General features: G+C 58.3%; 16 protein-coding genes and 1 tRNA gene. 6 read left to right on the forward strand and 11 right to left on the reverse strand.

What is annotated here, in order from left to right; genetic code table 11:
* From HMPREF9463_RS11585 to HMPREF9463_RS11590, 4 genes are all read right to left on the reverse strand, one after another.
* The coding region (locus tag HMPREF9463_RS11585; RefSeq protein ID WP_198019940.1) for an ATP-binding cassette domain-containing protein at positions 1-293 on the reverse strand (293 nt) is incomplete at its 3' end.
* A 647-nt stretch (positions 294-940) separates the two neighbouring features.
* Complete coding sequence (locus HMPREF9463_RS10460; protein WP_052044110.1) at positions 941-1,270, reverse strand: helix-turn-helix domain-containing protein; 330 nt, start codon at positions 1,268-1,270, stop codon at positions 941-943.
* 8 nt (positions 1,271-1,278) lie between these two features.
* Entirely contained in the window at positions 1,279-1,815 is a 537-nt protein-coding gene (locus HMPREF9463_RS06245) for a hypothetical protein (protein ID WP_035137761.1), read from the reverse strand.
* 327 nt (positions 1,816-2,142) lie between these two features.
* Positions 2,143-2,736: an ATP-binding protein gene (locus tag HMPREF9463_RS11590; protein ID WP_084591805.1), complete on the reverse strand. Its 594-nt coding sequence runs from the start codon at positions 2,734-2,736 to the stop codon at positions 2,143-2,145.
* A gap of 290 nt (positions 2,737-3,026) precedes the next feature.
* Here HMPREF9463_RS11590 and malQ point away from each other — a divergent pair, with 290 nt between their 5' ends.
* Positions 3,027-4,604, forward strand: a complete 1,578-nt coding sequence (gene malQ, locus HMPREF9463_RS06255) for a 4-alpha-glucanotransferase (RefSeq protein WP_255360340.1) — start codon at positions 3,027-3,029, stop codon at positions 4,602-4,604.
* Positions 4,605-4,732: 128 nt separating this feature from the next.
* On the forward strand, positions 4,733-7,000 hold the full coding sequence (gene glgP / locus HMPREF9463_RS06260) for a glycogen/starch/alpha-glucan family phosphorylase (protein ID WP_035137763.1): 2,268 nt from the start codon (positions 4,733-4,735) through the stop codon (positions 6,998-7,000).
* Between the two features lie 457 nt (positions 7,001-7,457).
* Here the strand turns inward: glgP and HMPREF9463_RS06265 are convergent, their stop codons facing one another.
* The 5 genes from HMPREF9463_RS06265 to HMPREF9463_RS06285 form a co-directional block, all read right to left on the reverse strand.
* On the reverse strand, positions 7,458-8,657 hold the full coding sequence (locus HMPREF9463_RS06265; protein WP_035137764.1) for an ABC transporter ATP-binding protein: 1,200 nt from the start codon (positions 8,655-8,657) through the stop codon (positions 7,458-7,460).
* A 68-nt stretch (positions 8,658-8,725) separates the two neighbouring features.
* Complete coding sequence (locus HMPREF9463_RS06270) at positions 8,726-9,565, reverse strand: carbohydrate ABC transporter permease (RefSeq protein WP_022095055.1); 840 nt, start codon at positions 9,563-9,565, stop codon at positions 8,726-8,728.
* Positions 9,565-10,419, reverse strand: a complete 855-nt coding sequence (locus HMPREF9463_RS06275; protein ID WP_006235864.1) for a carbohydrate ABC transporter permease — start codon at positions 10,417-10,419, stop codon at positions 9,565-9,567. Before HMPREF9463_RS06275 ends, HMPREF9463_RS06270 begins: the two co-directional genes overlap by 1 nt.
* 87 nt (positions 10,420-10,506) lie before the next feature.
* Positions 10,507-11,823, reverse strand: coding sequence for an ABC transporter substrate-binding protein (locus HMPREF9463_RS06280; RefSeq protein WP_006235863.1), 1,317 nt, complete (start codon positions 11,821-11,823; stop codon positions 10,507-10,509).
* Between the two features lie 306 nt (positions 11,824-12,129).
* Positions 12,130-12,849, reverse strand: a complete 720-nt coding sequence (locus tag HMPREF9463_RS06285; protein ID WP_035137765.1) for a GntR family transcriptional regulator — start codon at positions 12,847-12,849, stop codon at positions 12,130-12,132.
* Between the two features lie 229 nt (positions 12,850-13,078).
* Between HMPREF9463_RS06285 and HMPREF9463_RS11135 the strand changes: the two genes are divergently transcribed.
* The 4 genes from HMPREF9463_RS11135 to HMPREF9463_RS06305 all read left to right on the forward strand — a co-directional run bounded on the left by HMPREF9463_RS11135 (position 13,079) and on the right by HMPREF9463_RS06305 (position 17,825).
* Positions 13,079-15,529 carry a PTS transporter subunit EIIC gene (locus HMPREF9463_RS11135; RefSeq protein WP_052044112.1) on the forward strand — a complete coding sequence of 817 codons (2,451 nt, stop codon included), beginning with the start codon at positions 13,079-13,081 and terminating at the stop codon, positions 15,527-15,529.
* Between the two features lie 125 nt (positions 15,530-15,654).
* Complete coding sequence (locus HMPREF9463_RS06295; protein WP_035137766.1) at positions 15,655-16,668, forward strand: polyprenyl synthetase family protein; 1,014 nt, start codon at positions 15,655-15,657, stop codon at positions 16,666-16,668.
* Positions 16,669-16,806: 138 nt separating this feature from the next.
* Positions 16,807-17,712 carry a peptidoglycan-binding domain-containing protein gene (locus HMPREF9463_RS06300; RefSeq protein ID WP_198019936.1) on the forward strand — a complete coding sequence of 302 codons (906 nt, stop codon included), beginning with the start codon at positions 16,807-16,809 and terminating at the stop codon, positions 17,710-17,712.
* Between the two features lie 38 nt (positions 17,713-17,750).
* Positions 17,751-17,825, forward strand: a tRNA-Gln gene (locus HMPREF9463_RS06305).
* A 431-nt stretch (positions 17,826-18,256) separates the two neighbouring features.
* Here the strand turns inward: HMPREF9463_RS06305 and HMPREF9463_RS06310 are convergent.
* Both HMPREF9463_RS06310 and HMPREF9463_RS06315 read right to left on the reverse strand, forming a co-directional pair.
* Positions 18,257-20,440 carry a hypothetical protein gene (locus HMPREF9463_RS06310; RefSeq protein WP_035137767.1) on the reverse strand — a complete coding sequence of 728 codons (2,184 nt, stop codon included), beginning with the start codon at positions 20,438-20,440 and terminating at the stop codon, positions 18,257-18,259.
* 183 nt (positions 20,441-20,623) lie between these two features.
* Complete coding sequence (locus HMPREF9463_RS06315; protein ID WP_035137768.1) at positions 20,624-22,513, reverse strand: carbon starvation CstA family protein; 1,890 nt, start codon at positions 22,511-22,513, stop codon at positions 20,624-20,626.
* Positions 22,514-23,116 lie beyond the last annotated feature (603 nt).

Below are 23,116 nucleotides of genomic sequence, written 5' to 3' on the forward strand. Positions count from 1 at the left end.
CCAAACATCGAGATCGTTCCTGACGATGGCTCCGAAAGCCCCGTGATCAATCGAATTAACGTGCTCTTGCCGGCACCATTCTCCCCAATGAGTGCACACAGCTCGCCTTCCATTAAAGAGAACGAGACTGATTTAACCGCTTCAAACCCGCCATATCTCTTGGATATGGCACGCAATTCAACTGGGACTTCCCGCATGGACGACATCCTCCCCGTCAATAAAAAGGGACGACATGGCAATTGTGCGGGGTTATAGGTAACGTCGGTTCGCCCCCCCATATTGCAATGCCACATCGCCCCTCAGGCGCTGCTGGCCAAAATATCTTTGAACAGTCTGTGCACGCCGTACGGCGTGCACTATCCGCTAAAAGCGGATAGTGCACTCCGTACGGCGTGCACTATCCGCTAAAAGCGGATAGTGCACTCCTGTGAAGAACACTTGGTGCTGCAGCTGCCGTGCGCGTAAAAGAAGCAATTGTTGCACATGGGCTCAGCCCCGGCTGACGGCTCGGTAATCCATTCCATTTCATTCCCCTCCTTTCGCGGTAGAAAGCCAGTTCATCTCTGCCCCCTAGAAACGGAACGTGCAGGACTGATTGGGGCACCTCTTCGTGCATCCCCCGTGCGCGTAGAAGAAGCAGTTGCCGCACGCGGGTGCAACGCCTTCCTCCGGCTCGTTAATCCAATCCATCTCTCCCTCCTTTCCTTGCATACCGAATTGATAATGTTATTCTAATTCGATATGTGTCATATTTCAATATAAGCTTATTTATATATTACACAAGGTAAGCACCCCCCTGCATCCAGCACAGGAAATGACTCTCTCGTTCCCCAGTGACGCGGCGAGAAATACAGGCCACTGCAGGACGTTGAATGAACAGCCCGTGAAAACCGTTGTTTTCACGGGCTGCACCTGCTCAATACTTTTTTATTCTCCAGCCTCAGTCGTCTCTAAGATCGACCACGTAAACATGATCTGACTCCAGGACCGGGTCATCACCCGTCGCGGTCGCCCTGCTCAGCGCGTTGCGGGCGCGCCGCGTCGCCAGTTCCTCAAGTTCTCTTTCGTTGACGCGCTTAATAAGATCGCCAGGCTGGCAATCAAGCTCTACGCAAATATCCAGCAATGTCTTTAACCTAATTGCCTTCACCTTGCCATTTCGTATTTTTGAGATACTTGCCGGTGTGTGCCCGGTCGCCCGAATGATATCCGTACTCGTCTTTCCGCGTCGAAGCAATAAGCTTTCAAGCTCAATAATCAGATAGTCCATGCCGCCCCTCACACCAAATCCTCGGTCTGGTCTTGAAGCAGAGCTCCGTAGCGCCATATCGCAGAAATCGAGAAGCAGCAAACGGCCCCCAGCACAGCACCAATATCTATGGGCAGGGCCAGGTTTTCAAACATCGAATAGGCGTTCCCCAGCAAGTCGAAGGGGCCAATCACTATCGAAAGAAACCCCGGAGAAAACAAGAGGTCACCTATTGCTGCTGCAACAAACAGCCACCCGATAATCGAGATTCTTCGAGCATGCGAAAGGGTAAAGGGCGATTCGCCATGAGCCATGTCCATGCTGATTCCCCGCAGGGTCCATGTGGCCCCTCCGGAAATCAGAAGATACATCAAAGGAACCACTACGGAAACCGTCTTTGATGGATCATATAGGTTTCCTTGAGCAGCCATAAGCCCAATGGAAATAACCACCACCACCGAACAGCAACACACCGCTATAAACAGCGCCGTAAACAGAATCCCAAGCCTTCTTCCGAGAGTCATCATCTTCTGGATGGACTTATCGATCTTCTGGGCGCTATTCACCACAGCTCCTCCTAAAGCAATCAGAGGTCTTCTTACTTACTGTTTTTCCTACATTGTAACGAACTCGATAAGAAGAGGGTCGCTTCACGCCGCGCAATCCCGAACTCCAAGCGTTTCTCATCAGCATTGCCCATCTTTCGAGTCGAAATTCAAATCCAGTTTCTTATCGCATGCCGAAATCAACCCGAACTGGATGTGACTGGAAAACAGCGCGCTGCGTCGGTCGCGCTTTCCCGAGCGACTCTGGCACAACAGACGATATGAGTTGAACATTGGGGCCTCTCCCCTTGCAGCTCTCTCGTGGGTCGGGCGACAATGGTCGTACCATCAACCGCGGCCGCGCGCTGCGGGCCCTCGGCCTCGGCTGCGTCGTCGGGGCGGTCCCGAAGATGCACCGGCCCGCGGCCGACCGCGGCCGCAAGAACGACCGCCGCGACGCCGAGTGGCTGGCACGCATGCTGGCGCGCCGCAACGTCGTCGAGGTGTGGGTCCCCGACGAGCGCCCTCGAGGACGCGCGCGACGACCTGCAACACGCCAAGCAGCGGATGTCGAAGTTCCTGCTGCGCCACGGCCTCGTCTTCGACGAGACGACGCCGGCCGGCAGGCGCAGGGGCGCCTGGACGGGGGCCTACTGGGACTGGACGGAGTCCCTCTCCTTCGACGAGCCCGACGACGCCGCGGCCTACGAGCACTACATGGACGGAAATGACCTGGTAGAGAACCCTCGCACCGTCTACGTCGCAGGGGACGTAGACGAACTCGTCGAGCACGAGCAGCCTCGCGGGCGACACGTCGTTCAACAGTTTCGACAGCGTTCCCTTGCGCTTCGCGTTGCCGAGCTCGAGAACCAGCTGCGCGGTCTGCCAGAACCTGACCGACATGTCCGCGGCGACCGCGCGCATCGTGAGGGCGACTGCCATGCGCGTCTTGCCGCGCCTGGACTTACCGAAGAAGACGAGGTCTTCGCGCGATTGTTTGTGTCAACGGCCAACTGAATGTGAACCCTTCTTGCATTGTTGCAACCTGGCTGGCAGCCGGTCTTTAATGACGACGACCATTGTCGCCCGACCACAAAAGAGCCGCAAGGGGAGGAGCTCCCAATGTTCAACTCATATCGTCTATGGCGCACTACCATTCACCGAAAGTCGGCAACTTTTTCATTCTCTCTATACATGTTTAAACAACATGTTCTACAATAGGGACAATAGAAATGGAAACTCGGGACGAGCCGTCTATCCATCTACGGCGCAGCCCCTTATTCAAAAGGACGGTGAGCACATCCATGGAGCGTGCAAGCGGTGTTCTCATGCCCATCTCGTCTCTGCCCGGACCGTACGGTATCGGCGGCTTTGGCTGGAATGCCTACGACTTTGTCGATTTCCTCGCCTCGTGCAAACAACATTACTGGCAGATTCTGCCCCTTACGACGACGAGCTATGGCGACTCGCCCTATCAGTCGTTCTCGGCCCGTGCGGGCAACCCCAACTTCATCGACTTTGCCGAGCTTATCGAGGCCGGCTATCTGGAACAGCGCGATATCGACGGTGTGTATCTGGGCTCCGACCCCAACAACGTCGACTATGGCGCGATTTTTAGCGGTCGCCGTCAGATTCTCGACCGCGCCGCCGAGCGCTTTGCTGCCGACAAGCCGGCCGATTTCGATGACTTTATCCAGGCCAACGAGGACTGGCTCATCCCCTACTGTGAGTTCATGACCGTCAAAGAGGAGTGCGGTCTCAAGGCGTTTTGGGAGTGGCCCGCGGAGCTCCGTACCCGCGGCGAGGCTTCCGCCAAGGTCTGTGCCGCCCATCCCGCGCGCATGCTCTACCACCAGATGACGCAGTACTTCTTCGATCGTCAGTGGAGCCGCCTCAAGGCCTATGCCAACGAGCGCGACATCCTCATCATCGGCGACCTGCCCATCTATGTCTCGCGCGACTCCGTCGAGATGTGGGCCACGCCCGAGCTCTTTAAGATCGACGCCGCCGGTAATCCTGTGAGTGTCGCTGGCACGCCGCCCGACCAGTTCTCTGCCACCGGCCAGTACTGGGGCAATCCCATCTATGACTGGGACGCCATGGAGGCCGACGGTTTCTCCTGGTGGGAGGGCCGCATCCGCGCCGCCCTCGACATGTACGATGTCATCCGCCTGGATCACTTCCGCGGCTTCGAGGCCTATTGGGAGGTGCCGTTCTCCTCGCCCGATTCGTCCTACGGTTCGTGGACGCAGGGTCCCGGCCTCAAGTTCTTCAAGACGCTCGAGGAAAAGCTCGGCACGCTGCCCATCATCGCCGAGGACCTGGGCTTCCTCACCCCCGGCGTCATCGACATGCGCGACAACTCGGGCTTCCCCGGCATGAAGATCCTGCAGTTTGCCTTTGAGGGCACCAACTCGTACTACCTGCCGCATAACTACATCGCCAACACCGTCGCCTATGTGGGCACCCACGACAACGAGACGGCGCGCGGTTGGTTTGAGGGAACGGCCACCCCGCGTCAGCGCGAGCAGGCAGCCCTGTACACCCATCAGCAGGCCGGCGAACCTATCACCGACGCACTCAACCGAACCATCGCAGCCAGCGTGAGCGACACGTGCATCTACACCATGCAGGACCTGCTCAACTTGGGCAACGAGGCGCGCATCAACACCCCTGCCACGCTGGGCGGCAACTGGACCTGGCGCATGCTCGACGGCGCCATCACCCGCGAGCTCGAGCACAAACTCACCGACTGGACCGAGACCTACTTCCGCATCCCGTCGGAAGCCGAAATCGAGCTTCCTCAATAGGAGCTACCGCGCCCGGCCCCTCCCCACCGTGCGGACGCGCTTGCTTTTCCCGCGCGAGGCCACCCCAATCCCCTCGCGCGGGCTTCTTATGAATTGCAGACATGAAACAACCCATCACAGGAGAAAACATGCCCCAAATTAACCTCATGGAACTCGCCGAGCAGTCTTTTGGCACCTCGCTCGAGCAGCTCGACGACCGTCGCATTTACAAGCTGCTGGTCAAACTCGTGCAGGAGCGCTCCGCCACCTGCCCGCTCAACAACGGCAAGAAAAAGCTCTATTACATTTCCGCCGAATTTTTGATCGGCAAGCTGCTCATCAACAACATGATCGACCTCGGCATCTACGACGAGGTTAAGGACCAGCTCACCGCCGCAGGCCACGACCTCAACAAGATCGAGGAATTCGAGGTCGAGCCGTCACTCGGCAACGGCGGCCTGGGCCGCTTGGCCGCATGCTTCCTGGATTCCATCGCCACGCTGGGCTTGACCGGCGATGGCGTGGGCCTCAACTATCACTACGGTCTGTTCCGTCAGCGCTTTGTCGACAACCAGCAGAAGGCCGTCCCCGACGAGTGGCTCGGTGAGCAGGACATCCTGGTCGACGATGACCGCTCCTACACCGTCGAGTTCGGCGATTTTGCCGTTACCTCCAAGCTCGTCAACATCGATGTGCCCGGTTACGGCCAGCCCAACAAGAACCGCCTCCGCCTGTTCGACCTGGCGAGCGTCGACGACGGCCTGGTCCCCGGCAGTTCCATCAACTTCGACAAGACCGAGATCGCCAAGAACCTCACCTTGTTCCTCTACCCCGACGATTCCGACGAGCAGGGCCGCCTGCTTCGCATCTACCAGGAATACTTCATGGTAAGCAACGCCGCCCAGCTCCTGATCGACGAGGCCATCGAGCGCGGCAGCAACCTGCACGATCTGGCCGACTACGCCGTGGTCCAGATTAACGACACGCACCCCACCATGGTCATCCCCGAGCTCATTCGCTTGCTCACCACCGAGCATGGCATCGAGTTTGACGAGGCCGTGACCATCGTACGCTCCATGGTCGCCTACACTAACCACACGATTCTTGCCGAGGCGCTCGAGAAGTGGCCGCTCGCCAGCCTGCAGAAGGTCTCCCCTGCCATCGCCGACATTATCGTCAAGCTCGATGAGATCGCGAAAGCCGAGCACGATGACCCGCGCGTCGCCATCATCGACGAACACGATACCGTCCACATGGCCCACATGGACATCCACTTTGGCTTCTCCATCAACGGAGTAGCCGCCCTCCATACCAAGATCCTGGAGGACACCGAGCTTCATCCGTTCTACGAGATCTATCCCAAGAAGTTCTCCAACAAGACCAACGGCATCACCTTCCGCCGCTGGATCCATGGGGCCAACCCCGCGCTCGCCAGCCTGCTCGACGATGTGATCGGCACCGACTGGCGCAGCACCGGCGATCTGAGCAAACTCGCCAAGTTCGCTGACGACAAGGACGTTCTTGAGCGCCTGGCCGCCACCAAGGCCGAAGCCAAAACCATCATGCGCCAGTTCATGGCGCTCGAGCAGGGCGTGACCATTCCCTCCAACGCCATCATCGACGTCCAGGTCAAGCGCATCCACGAGTACAAGCGTCAGCAGATGCTCGCGCTCTACATCATCTGGAAGTACCTCGATATCAAGAACGGCAACAGACCTAAGCACCCCGTCACCATCATCTTTGGCGGCAAGGCGGCACCTGCCTACACTATCGCGCAGGACATCATCCATCTGATTCTGACGCTGTCGCAGTGGATTGCAAACGACCCCGACGTGGCTCCCTACCTGCAGGTTGTCATGATCGAGAACTACAACGTCACCGCCGCCGAGCGCGTGATCCCCGCCGCTGATATCTCCGAGCAGATCAGCCTGGCCTCCAAGGAGGCGAGCGGCACCTCCAACATGAAGTTCATGCTCAACGGCGCCCTAACCCTGTGCACGCTTGACGGCGCCAACGTGGAGATTGCCGAGCTCGTGGGCGACGAGAATATCTATACCTTTGGTGCCTCGTCCAAACAGGTCGAGCAGCTCTATGCCGACGGCGCCTATGACGCCGGTGTGCTCTACCGCAAGCCCGGCATTAAACTGCTGGTGGACTTCATCACCAACCCGGCCTTTATGGCGACCGGCAACGCCGAGCGCCTGCAGCGCCTGCACGATGACATTAAGGGCAAGGACTGGTTTATGGCCCTGCTCGACATCGAGGAGTACATCCAGACCAAGGAGCGCGTGTTGGCCGACTACGAGGACCAGGACGCCTGGATGCGCAAGACGCTCATCAATATCGCCAACGCCGGCACCTTCTCGTCTGACCGCACGATCTCCCAGTACAACGACGAGATTTGGCACCTGAGCTAATTTCGCTTCCCTTACCCATCCTCTTGAGAAACGGAGTCGTGGCAACGCGGCTCCGCTTTTTGTGCCCGCACGCTACCCTGTGACCCGACTCGACCAAACAATCTCGATCTGTAACAGCTACTCGGTAAAAACGGCCCCAGCTGTTACAGATTGAGACATACCGGCCCCTCCCCTTGGGTTTATCTCGATCTGTAACATCTAGCAGCTGAAATTCACCTTTGGTGTTACAGATTTAGATGAAATGGTTAGCTCAGCGGAACCGTCTCGATCTGTAACATCTAACGTCCGAAATCAGCCTCACCCGTTACAGATCGAGACAAACGACCGGTCAGACAGCCCCAACACAAAGAAAGGCTCCCCTCTCGCCCAGTGGACGGGAGGGGAGCCTTATATGTGACCGCGGCAAAAGGATGGCAATACCGCAGTCGCCCAAAGGGAGGGCCCGGATGCACCAGGCCTAGATAAGGTTCTTGCCAGAGACCTTATCGAAGAGGTGGGTCGCGTTCTTCTCAAACTTGAACCAGATGGTGTCGCCAGCCTTGAGCGCGCCCTTGGCCTCGAGGTCGACGACGGGGATAATCAGGACAAACTGGCCGTCGGGAGCGGTCACGTGGACATGCTCGGTCGAGCCCATGAGCTCGGTCACCTCGACGGTACCCTGGAGCGCGCCCTCCTCGCCCTTGTCGGCAAGCAGGATCTGCTCGGGACGCACGCCGGCCGTAATCTCCTTCACGTCGCCGCCGTCCCAGTTGAGGGCAAGTTGAGCGCAAGTCTCGGGGGCGAGTGCCACGTTCATATCCTCGGTCTTGACGGTAAAGCCGTTGCCCGAGCGCACCAGCTGGGCATCGAAGAAGTTCATCTGCGGCACGCCGATGAAGCCGGCGACGAAGATGTTCGCGGGATGGTTGAAGACCTCCTGCGGCGTGGCGATCTGCTGGACGACGCCGTCCTTCATGACCACGATACGGTCGCCAAGGGTCATGGCCTCGGTCTGGTCGTGAGTAACATAAATGAACGTGCCCTTGATCTCGTGGCGCAGCTTAATGAGCTCGGCACGCATCTGGTTACGAAGCTTGGCGTCCAGGTTGGACAGCGGCTCGTCCATCAGGAAGACCTTGGGGTCACGCACGATGGCGCGGCCGATAGCGACACGCTGGCGCTGGCCGCCGGAGAGCGCCTTGGGCTTACGGTCGAGGTACTCGGTAATGCCCAGAATCTCGGCAGCAGAGCGAACCTTGCGGTCGATCTCGTCCTTGGGAACCTTCTTGAGCTCGAGCGTAAATGCCATGTTCTCGTACACCGTCATATTGGGGTACAGAGCGTAGCTCTGGAACACCATGGCGATGTCGCGGTCCTTGGGCGCCACGTCGTTGACACGCTTGCCGTCGATGAGCACATCGCCCGAGGTAATGTCCTCCAGGCCGGCGACCATGCGCATCGTCGTGGACTTACCGCAGCCAGAGGGGCCAACGAGGACGACGAACTCCTGGTCGTGAACGGTGAGGTTGAAGTCCTCTACAGCGAGCACACCGTCCTCGGTAACCTTGAGGTTGTGCTTCTTCTCCTCGGTCTTCTTCTTTTTGCCAAAGAAGCCCTTCTTTTTTGACTCGTTGTTGGGATACACCTTCTGAACATGTTTGAGAACGATCTCGGCCATGTCTCTACCTTTCGATATGCGGCGCCGCGCTGAGGGGCGCCGCAGAAACTTGCAAAACAGTTACGGCATCAGCCCTTGACGGCACCTGCCACCACGCCGTCGATGATGTACTTCTGACAGAGGATGTACATGATAACGATGGGGATAACGACCATCATGATGCAGGCCATCATGGGGCCGAGCTCGACGTGGCCGTAGCCGCCGCGGAAGTACTGGATCAAGATAGGAATGGTCTTGTACTTGGTGGAGTCGAGCGTAAGGTAGGGCAGCAGATAGTCGTTCCAGACCCACATGGTCTCGAGGATGCCGACCGAAAGATAGGTGGGCTTCATGATGGGAAGGACGATCTTAAAGAACACCTGGACCGGGTTGCAGCCATCAATCATGGCCGCCTCCTCGATCTCGAGCGGGATGTTCTTTACAAAACCGGCGAACATAAAGACCGCCAGGCCCGCGCCAAAGCCCAGATAGATAAAGCAGATGTTGAACGGCGTATTAAAGCCGATGCGGTCCGCCAAATTGGACAGCGTGAACATGAGCATCTGGAACGGCACGACCATCGAGAACACGAACAGGTAATAGAAGAAGTTCGAGATCTTGTTGTTGACACGAACCACGTACCAAGCGCACATGGAGCAGCACACCAAGATCAGCACGACCGACGTGACCGTGATGATGAGCGAGTACATAAATGCCGAGGCAAAGCCCTGCTCGTTAAGGGCGTGCATGTAGTTTGCGAGGCCGTTGAACGTCTCGGGCGTGAGCAGATCGAATGCCGTGGTGGTGCTGATTGCGGTCGCTTTCTTAAAAGAATTAAGCGCAATCATGAACACGGGGTAGATCCACGCGAGCGACAGGATCGTAAAGAAAATCGAGAGCGCGCGGTTGATAACCTTATCGCGTTTCATTACTGCTGCACCTCCTTGGACCTCGTGGCCTTAAGCTGGATCATGGAGATGGCCACGACCAGGATGCAGAAGATAACCGCCTTGGCCTGACCAATGCCCTGCCATGCGATACCGGCACGCGAATAGAACGTGTTGTAGATGTTCAGGGCGAGCATCTCGGTGGAGTGCGCGGGGGCGCCGCCGGTAAGGGCGAGGTTCTGGTCGAACAGCTTAAAGCCGTTGGTGATGGACAGGAACAGGCAGATGGTGATGGTCGGCATCAGGTTAGGGATCTTAACCTTCCAAAACGTCTGCCATGCCGTAGCGCCGTCGACCTTGGCGGCCTCGATGTAGTCGGACGGAATGGACTGCAGACCAGCGATGTAGATGATCATCATGTAGCCGACCTGCTGCCACAGGGTCAGGATGATAAGGCCCCAGAAGCCAGCAGCAGAGTTAAGAGCGATGAGCTGGGCGCCCACGTTGGAGAGCAGGCAGTTGATCAGAATCTGCCAAATGTAGCCCAGCACGATGCCGCCGATCAGGTTAGGCATAAAGAAGATCGTACGGAAGATGTTGGTGCCTTTGAGCGCCTTGCGGGTGAGCGCCTGCGCAATGGCCAGGGCGATCACGTTGATGAGCACCGTCGACAGGAAGGCAAACGCCACGGTAAAGAAGAACGACGTGGAGAACTGCGGATCGGACAGCGCGCGCACGTAGTTCTCGATACCGACAAAGTGCGCGTTACTAATGATAATAAACTGGCAGAACGAGAGATAGAAGCCCTGGATAAAAGGGATCACGAACCCGATCATAAACGCCAGGCACGTGGGCAGCATAAAGAGCGGCCACCAGCGCTTGAGTGCTTTGCCCATAAAAGGGTCCTTTCAATATGCAGGGGGCGGGCAAACCAACGTCTGCCCGCCCCCTGTCGCTAATCAGATAGCTTGGGCAGCAACTGCTTACTCGGAAGCGGCCTTCTCGGTCTTCCAGCCATCGACGAAGGCGTTCTTGACGCCGTCCCACTTGCTGTTATCGGCAGCGTAGGCAATCAGAGCCTGCTTGAGGTTCTTCTTCCACTCCTCGGAGGGAATGTAGACGAAGTCCCAAGCGACGGTCTTCTTGCCGTCCTTGGCCATGGCAACGGCCTGCTGCGAGAAGACGTTGGTGGTCTCCTTGGCGCTCTTGAACGGAGCGGTCAGGCCCATCTTGTCGGCGATGATGCTGGTCGGGGTGTCAGCGGTGACGCACCAATACATGAAGTCCTCGGTGGCCTTCTGGGCATCCTCGGAAGCCTGGGAACTGACGCACCAGTAGTTCTCGCCGCCGGAGCACAGGCCCTGGTTCTCCTCGCCGTCAACACCGATGTAGATCGGCATCATGCCAATCTGATCGTCGGTCATGCCGGCCTTGACGAGGTCAGAGTAGGCCCAAGAGCCGTTCTGGTAGAAGACGGCCTTGCCGGTTGCGAACTCGTTGGTGGCGTCGTCGCCGGTCTTGGAAGCAAGCTGCGAAGGATCGCAGGTGGAGTCGGTGATGTACAGGTCGAAGATCTGCTTGTAGTTGTCGAGGAACTCACCCTTGATCTCGTCGTCCTCCTGGTTGTGCTCCTTCTCAAACTCGTAGTAGAGCGGCATGTTGGCAAGGTGGGTGGTGTAGCGCCAGCTGGAGGAGTCGTCCATGCCGGCGGAAGTGAAGGCACCCTCGACACCAAGCTCGTCCTTGCGGGCCTGGATGTCGTCGGCACAAGCCTTCAGCTTGTCGAAGGAGTTGATGTCCTCGGCCTTGTAGCCAGCCTTCTCGAGCAGCTGCTTGTTGTAGATGATGCCGAAGCTCTCCTGGACCCAGTCGATGCACACATCCTTGCCGTCGGACTGCAGAGCCAGGGAGTCGTCAATGAGCTCACCGCGGAGCTTGGTATCGGACAGGTCGGCGCAGTAATCCTTCCAGTTCTTAAGACCGGTGGGGCCGTTGACCTGGAACAGGGTCGGAGCGGAGCTCTTGGACATCTCGGACTTAAGCTTCTCCTCGTAGGTGTTGGAAGCGGCGGTCACGATCTTGACCTCGACGCCCTTCTCCTTCTTATAGGCCTTGGCGATCTCCTTCCACTCCTTGTCGACCTCGGGCTTGAATTGGAGGAAGTAGACCTCGGCAGCGTCACCAGAAGCAGAGGAGCCGGAGCCGGCAGAACCACCGCAACCCACGAGGCCCAGACCAAGAACTGCAGCCGCGGAACCAGCAAAGCCCAGGAACTGCCTTCTGCTCATTTCGTTCTTCATTACAATCCACCCTTTCACACCGTGGCGGCACCCTTTGCCGCCGCCTTCGGAGATTGGCTCGGGGACTTTGCCCCTTTTGCTGATTTGAACAATACGCTATTTGGCTAGTTGTTTGAACAAGTATTACTAGAGCGGTAGAAAAACTTCGGTGAACGGTAATTTCAACTTGATACTTGACAAGTTTTGTATAAACAATTATTTGTTATCTAATGCAGAGAAAACGCCCGGTCAAGCCGATGTACCGTCGGTTTGACCGGGCGTTTTCTCTTTGAGGCCATGAGTCTCGTCAGGCTGCGAGCTAGCCGGCTATCGCTTGGAATTGACGCGGTAATGGAAGATCTCGGGGTGTGTGCGAGTGTGCGTCACCTCAAACAAGATGCCATCCGAGGTGTACGACTGACTCTCCATGACGGCAACGCAGTTGTATTTGCCGAGGTCAAGATAGCTGCAGTCCTCATCGTTGGCGAGCTCGACACTCACCGTACGACGGCTCGCCATCACTTTGACACCGCGCTTGTGCTCCAGATAGCCGTAAATAGAATCTGCCGCGATCTCGGGAGTCAGGCCCTTGGCGATCGACGCCAAAAAATAGCCATGGTCCACTTGGCGCGCGTTGCCGTTGAGGCTTCGGACACGCACTACGCGAATCAACTCCTCGCCCACCTTAAAGCCCAGGTGACGAGAGAGTTGCTCGGTGCAAACCAGATGTTCGAAAGACTTAACATCCGTCGATGCAACGGCATTGTTGCGCTTTGCAAACTCGCCAAACGACTCAACCTCTTCGAGTGCGCCCAACATGTCGGTTTCGCCCTTAAGCCAAATAACGCGCACGCCCTTGCCGTGTATGGGCTGCACAAACATCCCGTCGGCCAGCATACCCAAGGCGCGACGGACGGTATTGCGAGTGCATCCGAACTCCGCGGTCAGCTCGGCTTCGGTTGGCAGCATCTCCTGAAACGCATAGGTCCCATTAATGATGCGCGAGCGTATTTCTCGGTAGATTCCTTCGTATATCGCTTTTGGCATTGTTTCACCTCTACATTATTCATTTCCGGCTAGGCACGATAGCATTTCTTAAAGTTGTTTAAACCGAATATCGGTAAAGCGACAGGATTTAACCGTTGACGGTTTCTGTCATGCCCAAATCGGTTTCGCTCAAAACTGCCGGTACGACAATCGTCTGGTCCTCTACAATGAATCCATTGTTTAAACGTTTCCCCACGCGCAACGCGCCTCGATATTCGGAAGGCAGAACATGCTGCAAAAAATCCAACGCTTTGGCGGGGCAATGTTCGCGCCCGCCATGCTGTTTTCTATATCAGGCCTCATGGTCGGCGTCTCCGCTCTCGCAACGACTGCGGACATCGTCGGCGATCTCGCCGTATACGGAACCCCTTGGTACGTTTTCTGGGCTATCATCCAGCGCGGCTCGTGGACGGTCTTTAAACGCCTCCCGCTCCTTTTTGCCGTAGCGCTGCCCATCGGTCTTGCCCAAAAACAACCGGCTCGTTGCTGCCTCGAGGCTCTCGTCGCCTATTTTGCCTACTGCTTCTTTTTGAGCGAGATCATTAAGCTGAGCGGAGACAACCTTGGACTTGAGTACCCGTCATCTTTGACCTCCGCCAGCGGTATCACCGTCATCGACGGCATCAAGACGCTCGACACCGGCATTATCGGCCCGCTGGCGGTATCGGCAACCGTCGTCGCCATCCATGACCGCTTCTACGATGCCAAAATTCCCGATTGGCTCGGCACCTTCTCGGGCTCCTCGCTGGTCTACCTCATCAGCTTTTTTGCCGTGTTTGCCCTTGCCGCTATCTCGGCCGCCATCGTGCCCTACGTATACGATGTAACTGATACGCTGCGTCACGCGCTTGCAGGCGTCGGTCCCTTTGGCGTGGGCATCTTTGTCTTTTTAGAACGAGCACTCGAGCCCTTTGGCCTGCACCACCTGCTCTACATGCCGATCTACTACGACAACCTGGTCATTAACGACGGCATCTACGCCACGTGGAGCAGTTTGCTCCCCATCCTCTCCCATAGCACGCGCCCCCTTAATGAACTTGCGCCGTGGGCCGGTTTTACCGCCACCGGCTGGGTCAAGCTCTTTGGCCTTCCTGCCATCGCAGCTGCGTTCTACTCCACCGCAAAACCCGAGCGCCGCGCCGGCCTCAGGGTCATCCTTGTTCCCGCCATCATCGCCTCGGTGGTTTGCGGCGTTACCGAGCCACTCGAGTTTCTCTTTATGTTCACCCACCCCGGGCTCTTTTTGCTCTACGCCGTCTTATCGTCTTGCCTTGCCACAACCATGAATCTCTTTGGCATCGTCGGCATCTTCTCGGGCGGCCTCATGGAGATGGCAGCCTTCAACTTTATTCCGCTCATGCGCACGCATGCCGGTGCCTATCTTTTGGCGCTCGGTATCGGCCTTGCCTTTAGCCTCATCTTTTTTGTTAGTTTTCGAGCACTCATCTTGGTCTATGACCTTAAGACACCGGGCCGCGAGGATCATGTTGCCAATCGCGCGGCAATCGATTGTTTAACGGGAAGCGACTTTGCCAAAGAGCAATCCCCCAATGACGAGGTCGATAGTCGATCCGATCAAGATCACGTCCTCGCTGAGCGGGTAATTCAGCTTTTAGGTGGCGTTGGCAATATCGTGGGCGCAACCAACTGCGCCACGCGCCTGCGCGTCGAGGTCGCAGACCCTTCCATCGTTGCAGATAACGCGTCGTTTGTCGCGGTGGGCGCCAAGGGCCTCATCATTACGGGCAAGACCGCCCAGGTGGTCATCGGCATCTCCGTTCCCCGCGTTAAAGAGCATTTTGACCAGATCATGGGCCTCGAGCCGGAATTTGTGCCCACCACCTCGGCCTCCCCTGCCGCCAGCGCAGCCCATAAGCGCGGCGATATTTGCTTCTTCGATATCGACGGAACGCTCGCCTGGCAAGACCCCAGGCTCGCCCAAGACCTTCCCGAAGACGAGCGGGACCTCTCCCCCTATCCCAACGAGGCGGTTTCGCAGGCAATCCGCGAGTTTGTCGCCAACGGCAACATGGCCTTTATCTGCACGGGACGTACCCTCAGCTGCATCCACCCCAAACTTCTTGAGCTGCCTTGGACCGGCATCGTCTGTCTTGCGGGCGGTTACGCCGAGATCAACGGACACGCAATTCGCGATCTGTCGATGACGCCCAGTATGCTGCAGCGTCTTGCCCCCTACCTTGAGCAATCGGGCGAGGTCATCCGCTTTGAGGGCCTCAACGGCGTCGTGCGCATGAGTGCCGATGCGCCCGATGCTCCCGGATACGCGCGCACCCTGGGCGACGCAGTCACGCAGCTGCAACATTACAGTGTCTACAAGATCTTGATGTCTACATCGCTCGCCAACCGCATCGCCCAAGATAAGGCACTTGAGCCGCTGCTGTGCTTTAACGAGCTCGAACTCGAGGTAACCGAAATCTCGCCCCGCGAATGCACGAAGCGCGGGGGCATCCAGTCTGTACTCGATGCCCTCGATCCCCACCACGGAACCGTATACGGCATCGGCGACGCCAGCAATGACGTCTCGCTGATGAACGCCGTCGATGTCGGTATCGCCATGGGCAATGCGCCGGACTATCTCAAGGATAAGGCCGATTACGTGACCGACACCGTCGATCACGACGGTGTCGTTGCGGCGCTCGAGCATTTTAGGCTGATTTAGGCGCGCTCCATCAAACGCACGCCCGTTGTCCTAAATCGCCAAAACTGCCGCGCCAAACGCCCTGATGTGGCAATATGTTGTCTGCATATTGCACCAATGCAACCTCAGAAAGAATGCGAGAACCCGTGTCCAGTCCGTTTACCAGCTTTTTAGCCCAGCACTTTGACCAGATTAACGACTATCTGGCCACGTTCTTTGACGGACAGGCGACCTCTGCCGATATCGAGCGCTACCTGTACGCGCCGCTCTCGGCTTTTACGGCCAACGCCGGCAAGCGCCACCGCCCGCTTATCTGCATGCTCGCCGCAACCGCAGTGGGCGGTAGCTTTGAGAGTGCCCGCAGCGCTGCGGCAGCCATCGAACATTTCCAGTCGGGCGCGCTGATCCACGACGACATCGCCGACAACGGACAGCTTCGTCGAGGCAAGCCCTGCATGCACCTTACCGAGGGCACGGGGCTTGCCATCAATTGTGGCGACCTGGCGCTCACCATGGTCACCAAGACCGTTCTCGACGACCCCACGCTGGAGTCCGACGTGAAGCTGCGCGTGCTCCACGAGCTAACCGAGATGATCGTCCGCACCATCGAGGGTCAAGCGCTCGACCTGGGTTGGGTCCGTGACGGGCGCTTTGATATCTCGGTTGATGACTACCTGGACATGGCGACGCACAAGACCGCGTTTTACAGCGGAGCCACGCCGCTTGCCGCCGGAGCCATTATCGGCGGCGGCAGCGATGAGCAAATCGGAGCGCTGCGCGCCTTTGGCCTACACACAGGCCTTGCCTTTCAGATTCAGGACGACCTGCTCAACCTTGTCGGCACTAAGGAAGCCGCCAACAAGGACTTCCGCACCGACATCACCGAGGGCAAGCGCACGCTTGTCGCCGTACACGCCCTCTCTGATGAGCGCCACCACGACGAGGTCGAGGCGATTCTTTCCTCGGGCACCGATGATCCCGCGCAGCTCGCACGCGCCGTGGAGATCTTCCAGGAGACCGGCTCTATCGATTACGCCCACACTTACGCGCTCGACCTGACCGCTAAGGCCAAAGCGGCCATCGAGAACGTTGAGCTTGATCCGCACGCACGCGAGCTGTTCCTCTCCATGGCAGATTTCTTTGTGGAGCGCCTTAACTAACGGGGGTTATAAAACCTGTCAGCAGCGTATTTAGGCACAACTTGCTACACTGTTGAGTGCATGTTTATGCATCCCTTTGCGTTGTCTATCCGACAGACGCTCAAATAGTACGAATGGTACGCCGAAAGGGGTTCGTTCATGGAACCTATTACAACGGGCATGCAAGGAGCAGCCGTCGAGGACGTGCAGTCTCGTCTCCTGCAGCTCGGCTACACGATTGATGCCGCCGAAGTCACCGACAAGTACTTTGGAGCCACCACTGAGCAGGCCGTCAGCACCTTCAGGCTCGACAGCGGCCTTGCTGCCGGTCATGCCGTCGATATCCCCTGTTGGAGCGCCCTTGTAGACGCTTCGTATAAGCTGGGCGACCGCACCCTCTATCTGCGCATGCCCAATTTCCATGGCGCCGATGTGCAGGCCCTGCAGCGCGCTCTCAACGTTTTGGGCTTTGCCTGTGGCGAAGACGACGGCTACTTTGGTCCGCATACCGAGGCCGCCCTGCAGCAGTTCCAGGAAAATGTCGGCCTGTTTGCCGACGGCATGGCCTTCCAGGACACCTACGCCTACATCAACCGCCTGCACCATGTGTGGGAGGGCAAGCCCTCGGTCACCGAAGCCGAGTCCCGCATCGGTTTTGCTCGCGCCGCCAACGTGCTCGAGCGCTTCCAGATTGCCGTTATCGGCGAGGACCCCATCGCGCGCAGTGTTGCGTCGCGCATGTGGAATATCGCCACGGCAACGACCGACAACAGCGGCATGATGCTCTGCGACTCCGAGGTCCCAACCGACGTTGACCTGGTGCTCGAAATCACAAGCGACGAGCTGCCCGCCGACGCCGCACCGCGCGCCACGATTGCCCTCGCCGAGTGTCACAACCTGGCCCAGCGCATCCGCACTGCCAATGTCGCCGCGCAGCAGAAGCCGGCTCGCATTCGCATTGAGCTCACGGGCATGACGCGCTACAACGGCACTTTCACGGCCAGCGACGCGCAGACACTCGCCGTACGCCTGCTCGACGGCGTTTGCGATGCCCTCGCAGATTAGGTAAACTAAACGAGTTGCTTTTGGGCAACGCCACACATTGGGACGTAGTTCAACGGTAGAACTCCGGTTTTTGGTGCCGGCTGTTGGGGGTTCGAATCCCTCCGTCCCAGCCATTAAAACTGAGCGCCCTGAGCCCATAACGGCCCAGGGCGCTTTTATGTGGGCAAGCGGAGGGATTCGAACCCGCAAGGGTGCGAAGCCGAGGAAACGCGAAGGCGCCCCAAGCCCATTAGGACCAAGAGCGCCTAACATCAAGAAAATATCAGCCCAGTTCCGAAAAGCGAGCCGCATGCAACAACCAGGTAACCACAGGCCCCGGGAGAGCGGGGACACCGGCTTAGGTTTATCGCGAGTTCCGCACGAACAGGAGGCCACTTAACCTCGATGTTTTGGACGTGACAGCGAGAGGGGCCCTGGTATGGCAAGGTGACGTGAAACAAGGCGGCGCTGACCTTCTGGTCGCGCCGCCGAAGTTGAACGTCAGATTGCCGTGCCAGGGCCCCTCGCAGCGTCAAGAAGGCCGCCGTTCGGTAGAACGGCGGAGCTAATTGTTCAGCATGCGGTCGAAGCTTCCCGAGTCGCCATCCCGATAGTCTGCGGTCATCAGAATCTCCTGCGGAATGCGCCCGCCCTCGCGCAGCACGTTGCGGAACTGCACGCGCGTAACCATGGGCAGATCCTTGATCGTCGCCGCCAGGTTCTGCGGCACGCCCTGGTTGGCAGCCGCGGGCTCGCACTCGCCGCCGGCCTTCACGCGACGCTTATGCTCGGCGAGCATGGCACGGTACATGCCGGCATGCAGGCGAATCTCAACCACATTGGCATTGCGAGCCTGCTCGACAATGCGCGCGCCCTCGCGATCGATGTCGCCTACGTAGTAGACGTAGTTAAAGCGATAGCCAATCTCGGCCAGATAATCATCCAGTGCGTGCGAGACGCTCGCCTTGCATCCGCCGCCAAAAATCACGCCGCCCACCTTGATGCCAAAGAGCTTGGCGTGCTTGCGGCCACGCAGCAGCTTGACGATCTCGTCGTAGGTGTCCAGGTTCTCGACCATAATGAACGGCTTGTCGGCGCCCAGCGTAAAGAAGCCCGTAAAGTGCACGGGGCGATTGGGGGCGACCTTGATCGCCTGCATGCTGATGCCCTTTTCGGTCATACGCCTGATCAAGCGCTCACCGTGCTTGCCGTCAAAAGCCTTCTCGTCGTTAAAGATCTGGTAGGCACGCTGGCGGCGCGAGGCAACCGGCGTATCGGCACCTCGGTTCTGCTCGATCCAAGCCTGGATGATTGCGATTTCCTCGGCAATCTTGCGGTTGGACATCTCGTTGTGCTGAGTGCGCTGCGGAGCCTTTTTGCCGTCCTTGCCCTCGACCTTTACGATCTGTGTCTGCTGCTCCTTGATCTTAGAGAGCGCCGTAGGCGTAGGGACAACCTTGAGCAGCTGCCTGCCTAAAACGCGGGCAAGGGCAAACGCCGAGACCTCGCCGTGGACGGACGACTTGGGCTGCTGGGCAGCAGTATCTGCTGCGGCAGACTCCGGCTTCTTCTGAGACTTGCGCTTAGAATCGCCCCGGGAATTGCGCTCGTGCTTCGGCATAGACGCCTGCTTCTGCGGACGAACGGACTTGCTCTCCTTCGCCGGCTGGCGCTTAGGCTGCCCCGAAGAAACCTCGGCCTTCGCATCCTCGTTCTGCGGCGTGGTCTTCTCGGTTGCAGTCTCGGCATGGGAACTGCGGCCCCCACGATGGCGACGGCGGCGAGGCTTGCTCGACGCGCCCTGCTCCGCCTGCTCATCAGTAGGCTGCTGGCCCTTGGCCTCGGCATCAACCTCAAGCTGCGGCTCAACAGGCTTCTGCTCGCGAGCCGCCGGCTCAACGGTCTTCTCGTCCTTCTCGCCCTGAGTGGTCGAAGCCGGCTCGCTCTTCTCCTGACGCCTTACGGGATACGCGCGCCCCGCAAAACCACGTCCGGGACGGCATGAACCCGGAGCCTTCTTGGCAGACTCCTCAACATCGTCTGCAACCTCAGAAGACTCTTCAACCTCACGCGCGGCATCCTGCTGTGCAGCCTTAAAGTGAGCACCGCGACGGCGCTTGGGCTCTTGGGCCTCCACGGGCTTTTGCTCCTTCGTGGGCTTCTGCGACTCGGCAGCAACCTCGGTCTCAACAGCCTCAGCATCCGTCTCACCCTTTTGAGCAACGGCGCGACGGAAGCGCTCCTGCTGGGCGCGGCGCTGCGCATCGCGCTTGCCACCCCCGCCAAAACCGCCGCGTCCTGCCTTGGCCGTAAAGGCACGCACGACGTTCTCATCGAGCAACTCATCGGTATCGACATGCTCACGCGGAGCAGTTTCTTCCACAGCAGGCACGTCAGCGGAATCCTCGACGACAAAATCCTCGACGGACTCGGCAGGCTGCTCCTGGGCATCGCGGATCTCGGCATTGATGGTATAGAACGCCGGGCGCCCGTTAATGCCGCTACCCTCGATCTTGGTCACGATATTTGCCGCGATAAGTTCATCGCGCATCGCCTTGGTGTCACATTCCTTATCGACGGAGCGGAAAATTTGCGCCAGCGCACTCGACTTAATCTTGAGCGCCTTGCGGCAGAGCAGGTCGTAGGCAACCAGCTTGGCACGCTCGGCAGAAAGCGACGTCTGGCTGCTCAGACGTTCAGCCAGGGCATCGACATTATTTTGGTTATCGGAATATACCGTCTTGGCCACGGGGCCCCTTTCATATGTACACATATACGTTTATATGGTACAACGCGCGCCCTTATCCACGCAAAACATCTGCGAGAACACTCGGGCGTCGCCCGCTTTTGCATGAAAAAAGACCGAGTCCGCGTCGTTGCGGACCCGGTCTTTCCGAGTCATATGGATGGAACGGCTAGCCCATCAAGCTGACTAGGCCTTGGCAGCCTCGGCGTCGACAGGAGCCTCGGCGGCAGCGGCGCGGCCGTACTCGGCCTTGCCCATCTCGGACCACTCGGGCTCCTCGTCGGGCATGGAGCCAGCCTCCTTGCCGAAGAACTCCTTGAGGCAGTTGACGGCGACGATGAGACCCAGGACCATCAGCAGGACGGCGAAGACGAGCTGCAGGCCCTTGGTGGCGGCGACGGAGACGGCGGCCGTGGTGGCAGTAGCCGGGATGGTACCGAAGAAACCGTAGGCCTGGACGGCGGTCATGCAGCCCATGGCGCTCTGGACCAGCGAGGTGAAGGTGCAGCAGAGCAGGAAGGCGACGGGCACGTAGAGCATCCAGCCCTTGCGGCCGGTGCACTTGCAGAACACGGCGAGGGTGATCATGGTCATGCCGCCGAGCAGCTGGTTGGAAGCACCAAAGAGCGGCCAGATGTTGGCATAGCCACCAAAAGCGAGGGCGAGACCGGGAAGCAGGGTAACGACCGTGGCGAACCAGGGGTTGCCGAGGACCTTCATGTAGCCGGCCTTGGACTCGATGGCCAGGGCATCGTTGGTCTGGGCAAAGAACTCGGAGAACGAGGTGCGGGCGATGCGGGCGACGGCGTCGAGCGAGGTCAGAGCCAGAGCGGAAACGTTCATGGTCATAAAGACGGTAGCGAGCGTGCCGTCAACACCGAAGGCCTGCATACCGCGGGAGATGCCAGCGGCGAAGATCTGGAACGGGGTGGAAGCGACACCGGCGTTGAGGACGCCGGTACCGGCGGTGTTCATGTCGGAGAACATGATGCCGGCGACGATGATGGCAAGGATGCCGACGAAGGACTCGACGATCATGGCGCCGTAGCCGACCTTGACGGCGTCCTGCTCCTTCTCGACCTGCTTGGAAGAGGTGCCGGAAGAAACGAGGCTGTGGAAACCGGAGAGAGCACCGCATGCGACGGAGACGAACAGGACCGGGAACATCATGCCGGAGGCAGTGGAGAAGCCGGTAAAGACCGGAGCGGTGATAGTGGCCTGACCGTTGACGCCCAGGACGACGATGCCGAGGACAGCGCAGACGATCATGACGATCATCATGATGGAAGTGAGGTAATCGCGCGGAGTCTTGAGCATCTGGATGGGCATGGCGCCAGCGAAGACCAGGTAGACCATGACGACGGCGAACCACTGGAACTTATCCAGGTAGACCGGGAACTGCATACCGACGGCGAACATGAGAACCATGAGGACCACGCCGGTGACGAACTCGGCAGCGCCGGTGAGGTTGAACTTCTTCTGGGCCCAACCAAAGGCGATAGCGACGAAGGTGAACAGGATGGAGATGGTACCAGCGCAGCCGGCGGCATAGGACTTGGTGAAGTCGATGGCACCGGTAGCAGCACCAGAAGCGTCAACGGCCGGGGTGAACATGAACGTCTTGCAGACCATGTCGGTGAAAGCGGCGATGACGATGATGCAGAACAGCCAGCAGAACAGCAGGAACAGGCGACGGCCGGTCTTGCCGATGTACTTCTCGATGAGCTGAGCGAGCGACTTGCCGTTGTTCTTCATCGAAGCGTACAGGGCACCAAAGTCGTGGACGGCACCAAAGAAGATGCCGCCGACGAGGACCCAGAGCACGACGGGCAGCCAGCCAAAGGCCATGGCGACGATCGTACCCGTGACAGGGCCAGCACCGCAGATCGAGCTGAACTGGTGCGAGAACGCGGTGAAGGCGGAGACGGGCGAGAAGCTCTTGCCGTCCTTCATGCGCTTGGCCGGCGTGAGGGCCTCTTTGTCAACGCCCCATTTGTTGGCCAGCCATCGGCCATAGCCCAGATAGCCGCAGGCGAGCACCGCCGCGGCCACAACCATGAGCAAAACTCCGTTCATTACATTTCCTCCTCTAAAAAGAACTTCCTAGACATAAAAAATGAGGGCCGTCGGTTGCGCTCGACGGCCCTCATCTTTATCAGCCGCCCGTTATCGTACGGGCTAGCTGTATGTGCTAACCCGCATCAGATAATTACTACGCTGATAATGTTTAGCTGATGCGTGAACATGTCTAAGAAATCCTCTTCAATCATGATGCGAACGATCCGTGCGTGTTCACATCCCCCAGTGGTTGAAAAGGAGTATGAAACTTTAGTTACCTAAAGTCAACGCAAATTTGTAATGAATTTTCAACTTTTTTTGAATTTCTCGGTATAAAACGCCACTGACCTCGGACTTTACCCCACGACAGTTTTTGCATGAGAGATGCCCCTGAGAGCCGCGGGAGCCGGGCGGCGCATATGAACTTTCCTGCTCTACAGTCCTGCGCAAGACGGAAAGCACATTAAGTGCTTTCCTTTGCGTGCGGAACTCGCGATAAAGTTCATATGCGCCGCCCGGCTCCCGCGGCTCTCAGGGGCTCCCATCCCAAATGCGGAGCAAAGCTCCGCACACCAACTTTTTTCTTTCAGCTAAAGAACGCCGGAAATTCGACACTGGCTT

It is taken from the genome of Collinsella sp. 4_8_47FAA, from assembly GCF_000763055.1.
In the GTDB taxonomy this organism is placed as follows: Bacteria; Actinomycetota; Coriobacteriia; order Coriobacteriales; family Coriobacteriaceae; genus Collinsella.

What these genes read in the sequence shown, in the direction of transcription:
- HMPREF9463_RS06315 (WP_035137768.1), bottom strand. Translation starts at nt 22,513, where the DNA reads ATGAACGGAGTTTTGCTCATGGTTGTGGCCGCGGCGGTGCTCGCCTGC.
- HMPREF9463_RS11135 (WP_052044112.1), top strand. Translation starts at nt 13,079, where the DNA reads ATGCTGCAAAAAATCCAACGCTTTGGCGGGGCAATGTTCGCGCCCGCC.
- malQ (WP_255360340.1), top strand. Translation starts at nt 3,027, where the DNA reads ATGGAAACTCGGGACGAGCCGTCTATCCATCTACGGCGCAGCCCCTTA.
- HMPREF9463_RS06270 (WP_022095055.1), bottom strand. Translation starts at nt 9,565, where the DNA reads ATGAAACGCGATAAGGTTATCAACCGCGCGCTCTCGATTTTCTTTACG.
- HMPREF9463_RS06300 (WP_198019936.1), top strand. Translation starts at nt 16,807, where the DNA reads ATGGAACCTATTACAACGGGCATGCAAGGAGCAGCCGTCGAGGACGTG.
- HMPREF9463_RS06265 (WP_035137764.1), bottom strand. Translation starts at nt 8,657, where the DNA reads ATGGCCGAGATCGTTCTCAAACATGTTCAGAAGGTGTATCCCAACAAC.
- HMPREF9463_RS06280 (WP_006235863.1), bottom strand. Translation starts at nt 11,823, where the DNA reads ATGAAGAACGAAATGAGCAGAAGGCAGTTCCTGGGCTTTGCTGGTTCC.
- HMPREF9463_RS10460 (WP_052044110.1), bottom strand. Translation starts at nt 1,270, where the DNA reads ATGGACTATCTGATTATTGAGCTTGAAAGCTTATTGCTTCGACGCGGA.
- HMPREF9463_RS11590 (WP_084591805.1), bottom strand. Translation starts at nt 2,736, where the DNA reads ATGGCAGTCGCCCTCACGATGCGCGCGGTCGCCGCGGACATGTCGGTC.
- HMPREF9463_RS06285 (WP_035137765.1), bottom strand. Translation starts at nt 12,849, where the DNA reads ATGCCAAAAGCGATATACGAAGGAATCTACCGAGAAATACGCTCGCGC.
- HMPREF9463_RS06275 (WP_006235864.1), bottom strand. Translation starts at nt 10,419, where the DNA reads ATGGGCAAAGCACTCAAGCGCTGGTGGCCGCTCTTTATGCTGCCCACG.
- glgP (WP_035137763.1), top strand. Translation starts at nt 4,733, where the DNA reads ATGCCCCAAATTAACCTCATGGAACTCGCCGAGCAGTCTTTTGGCACC.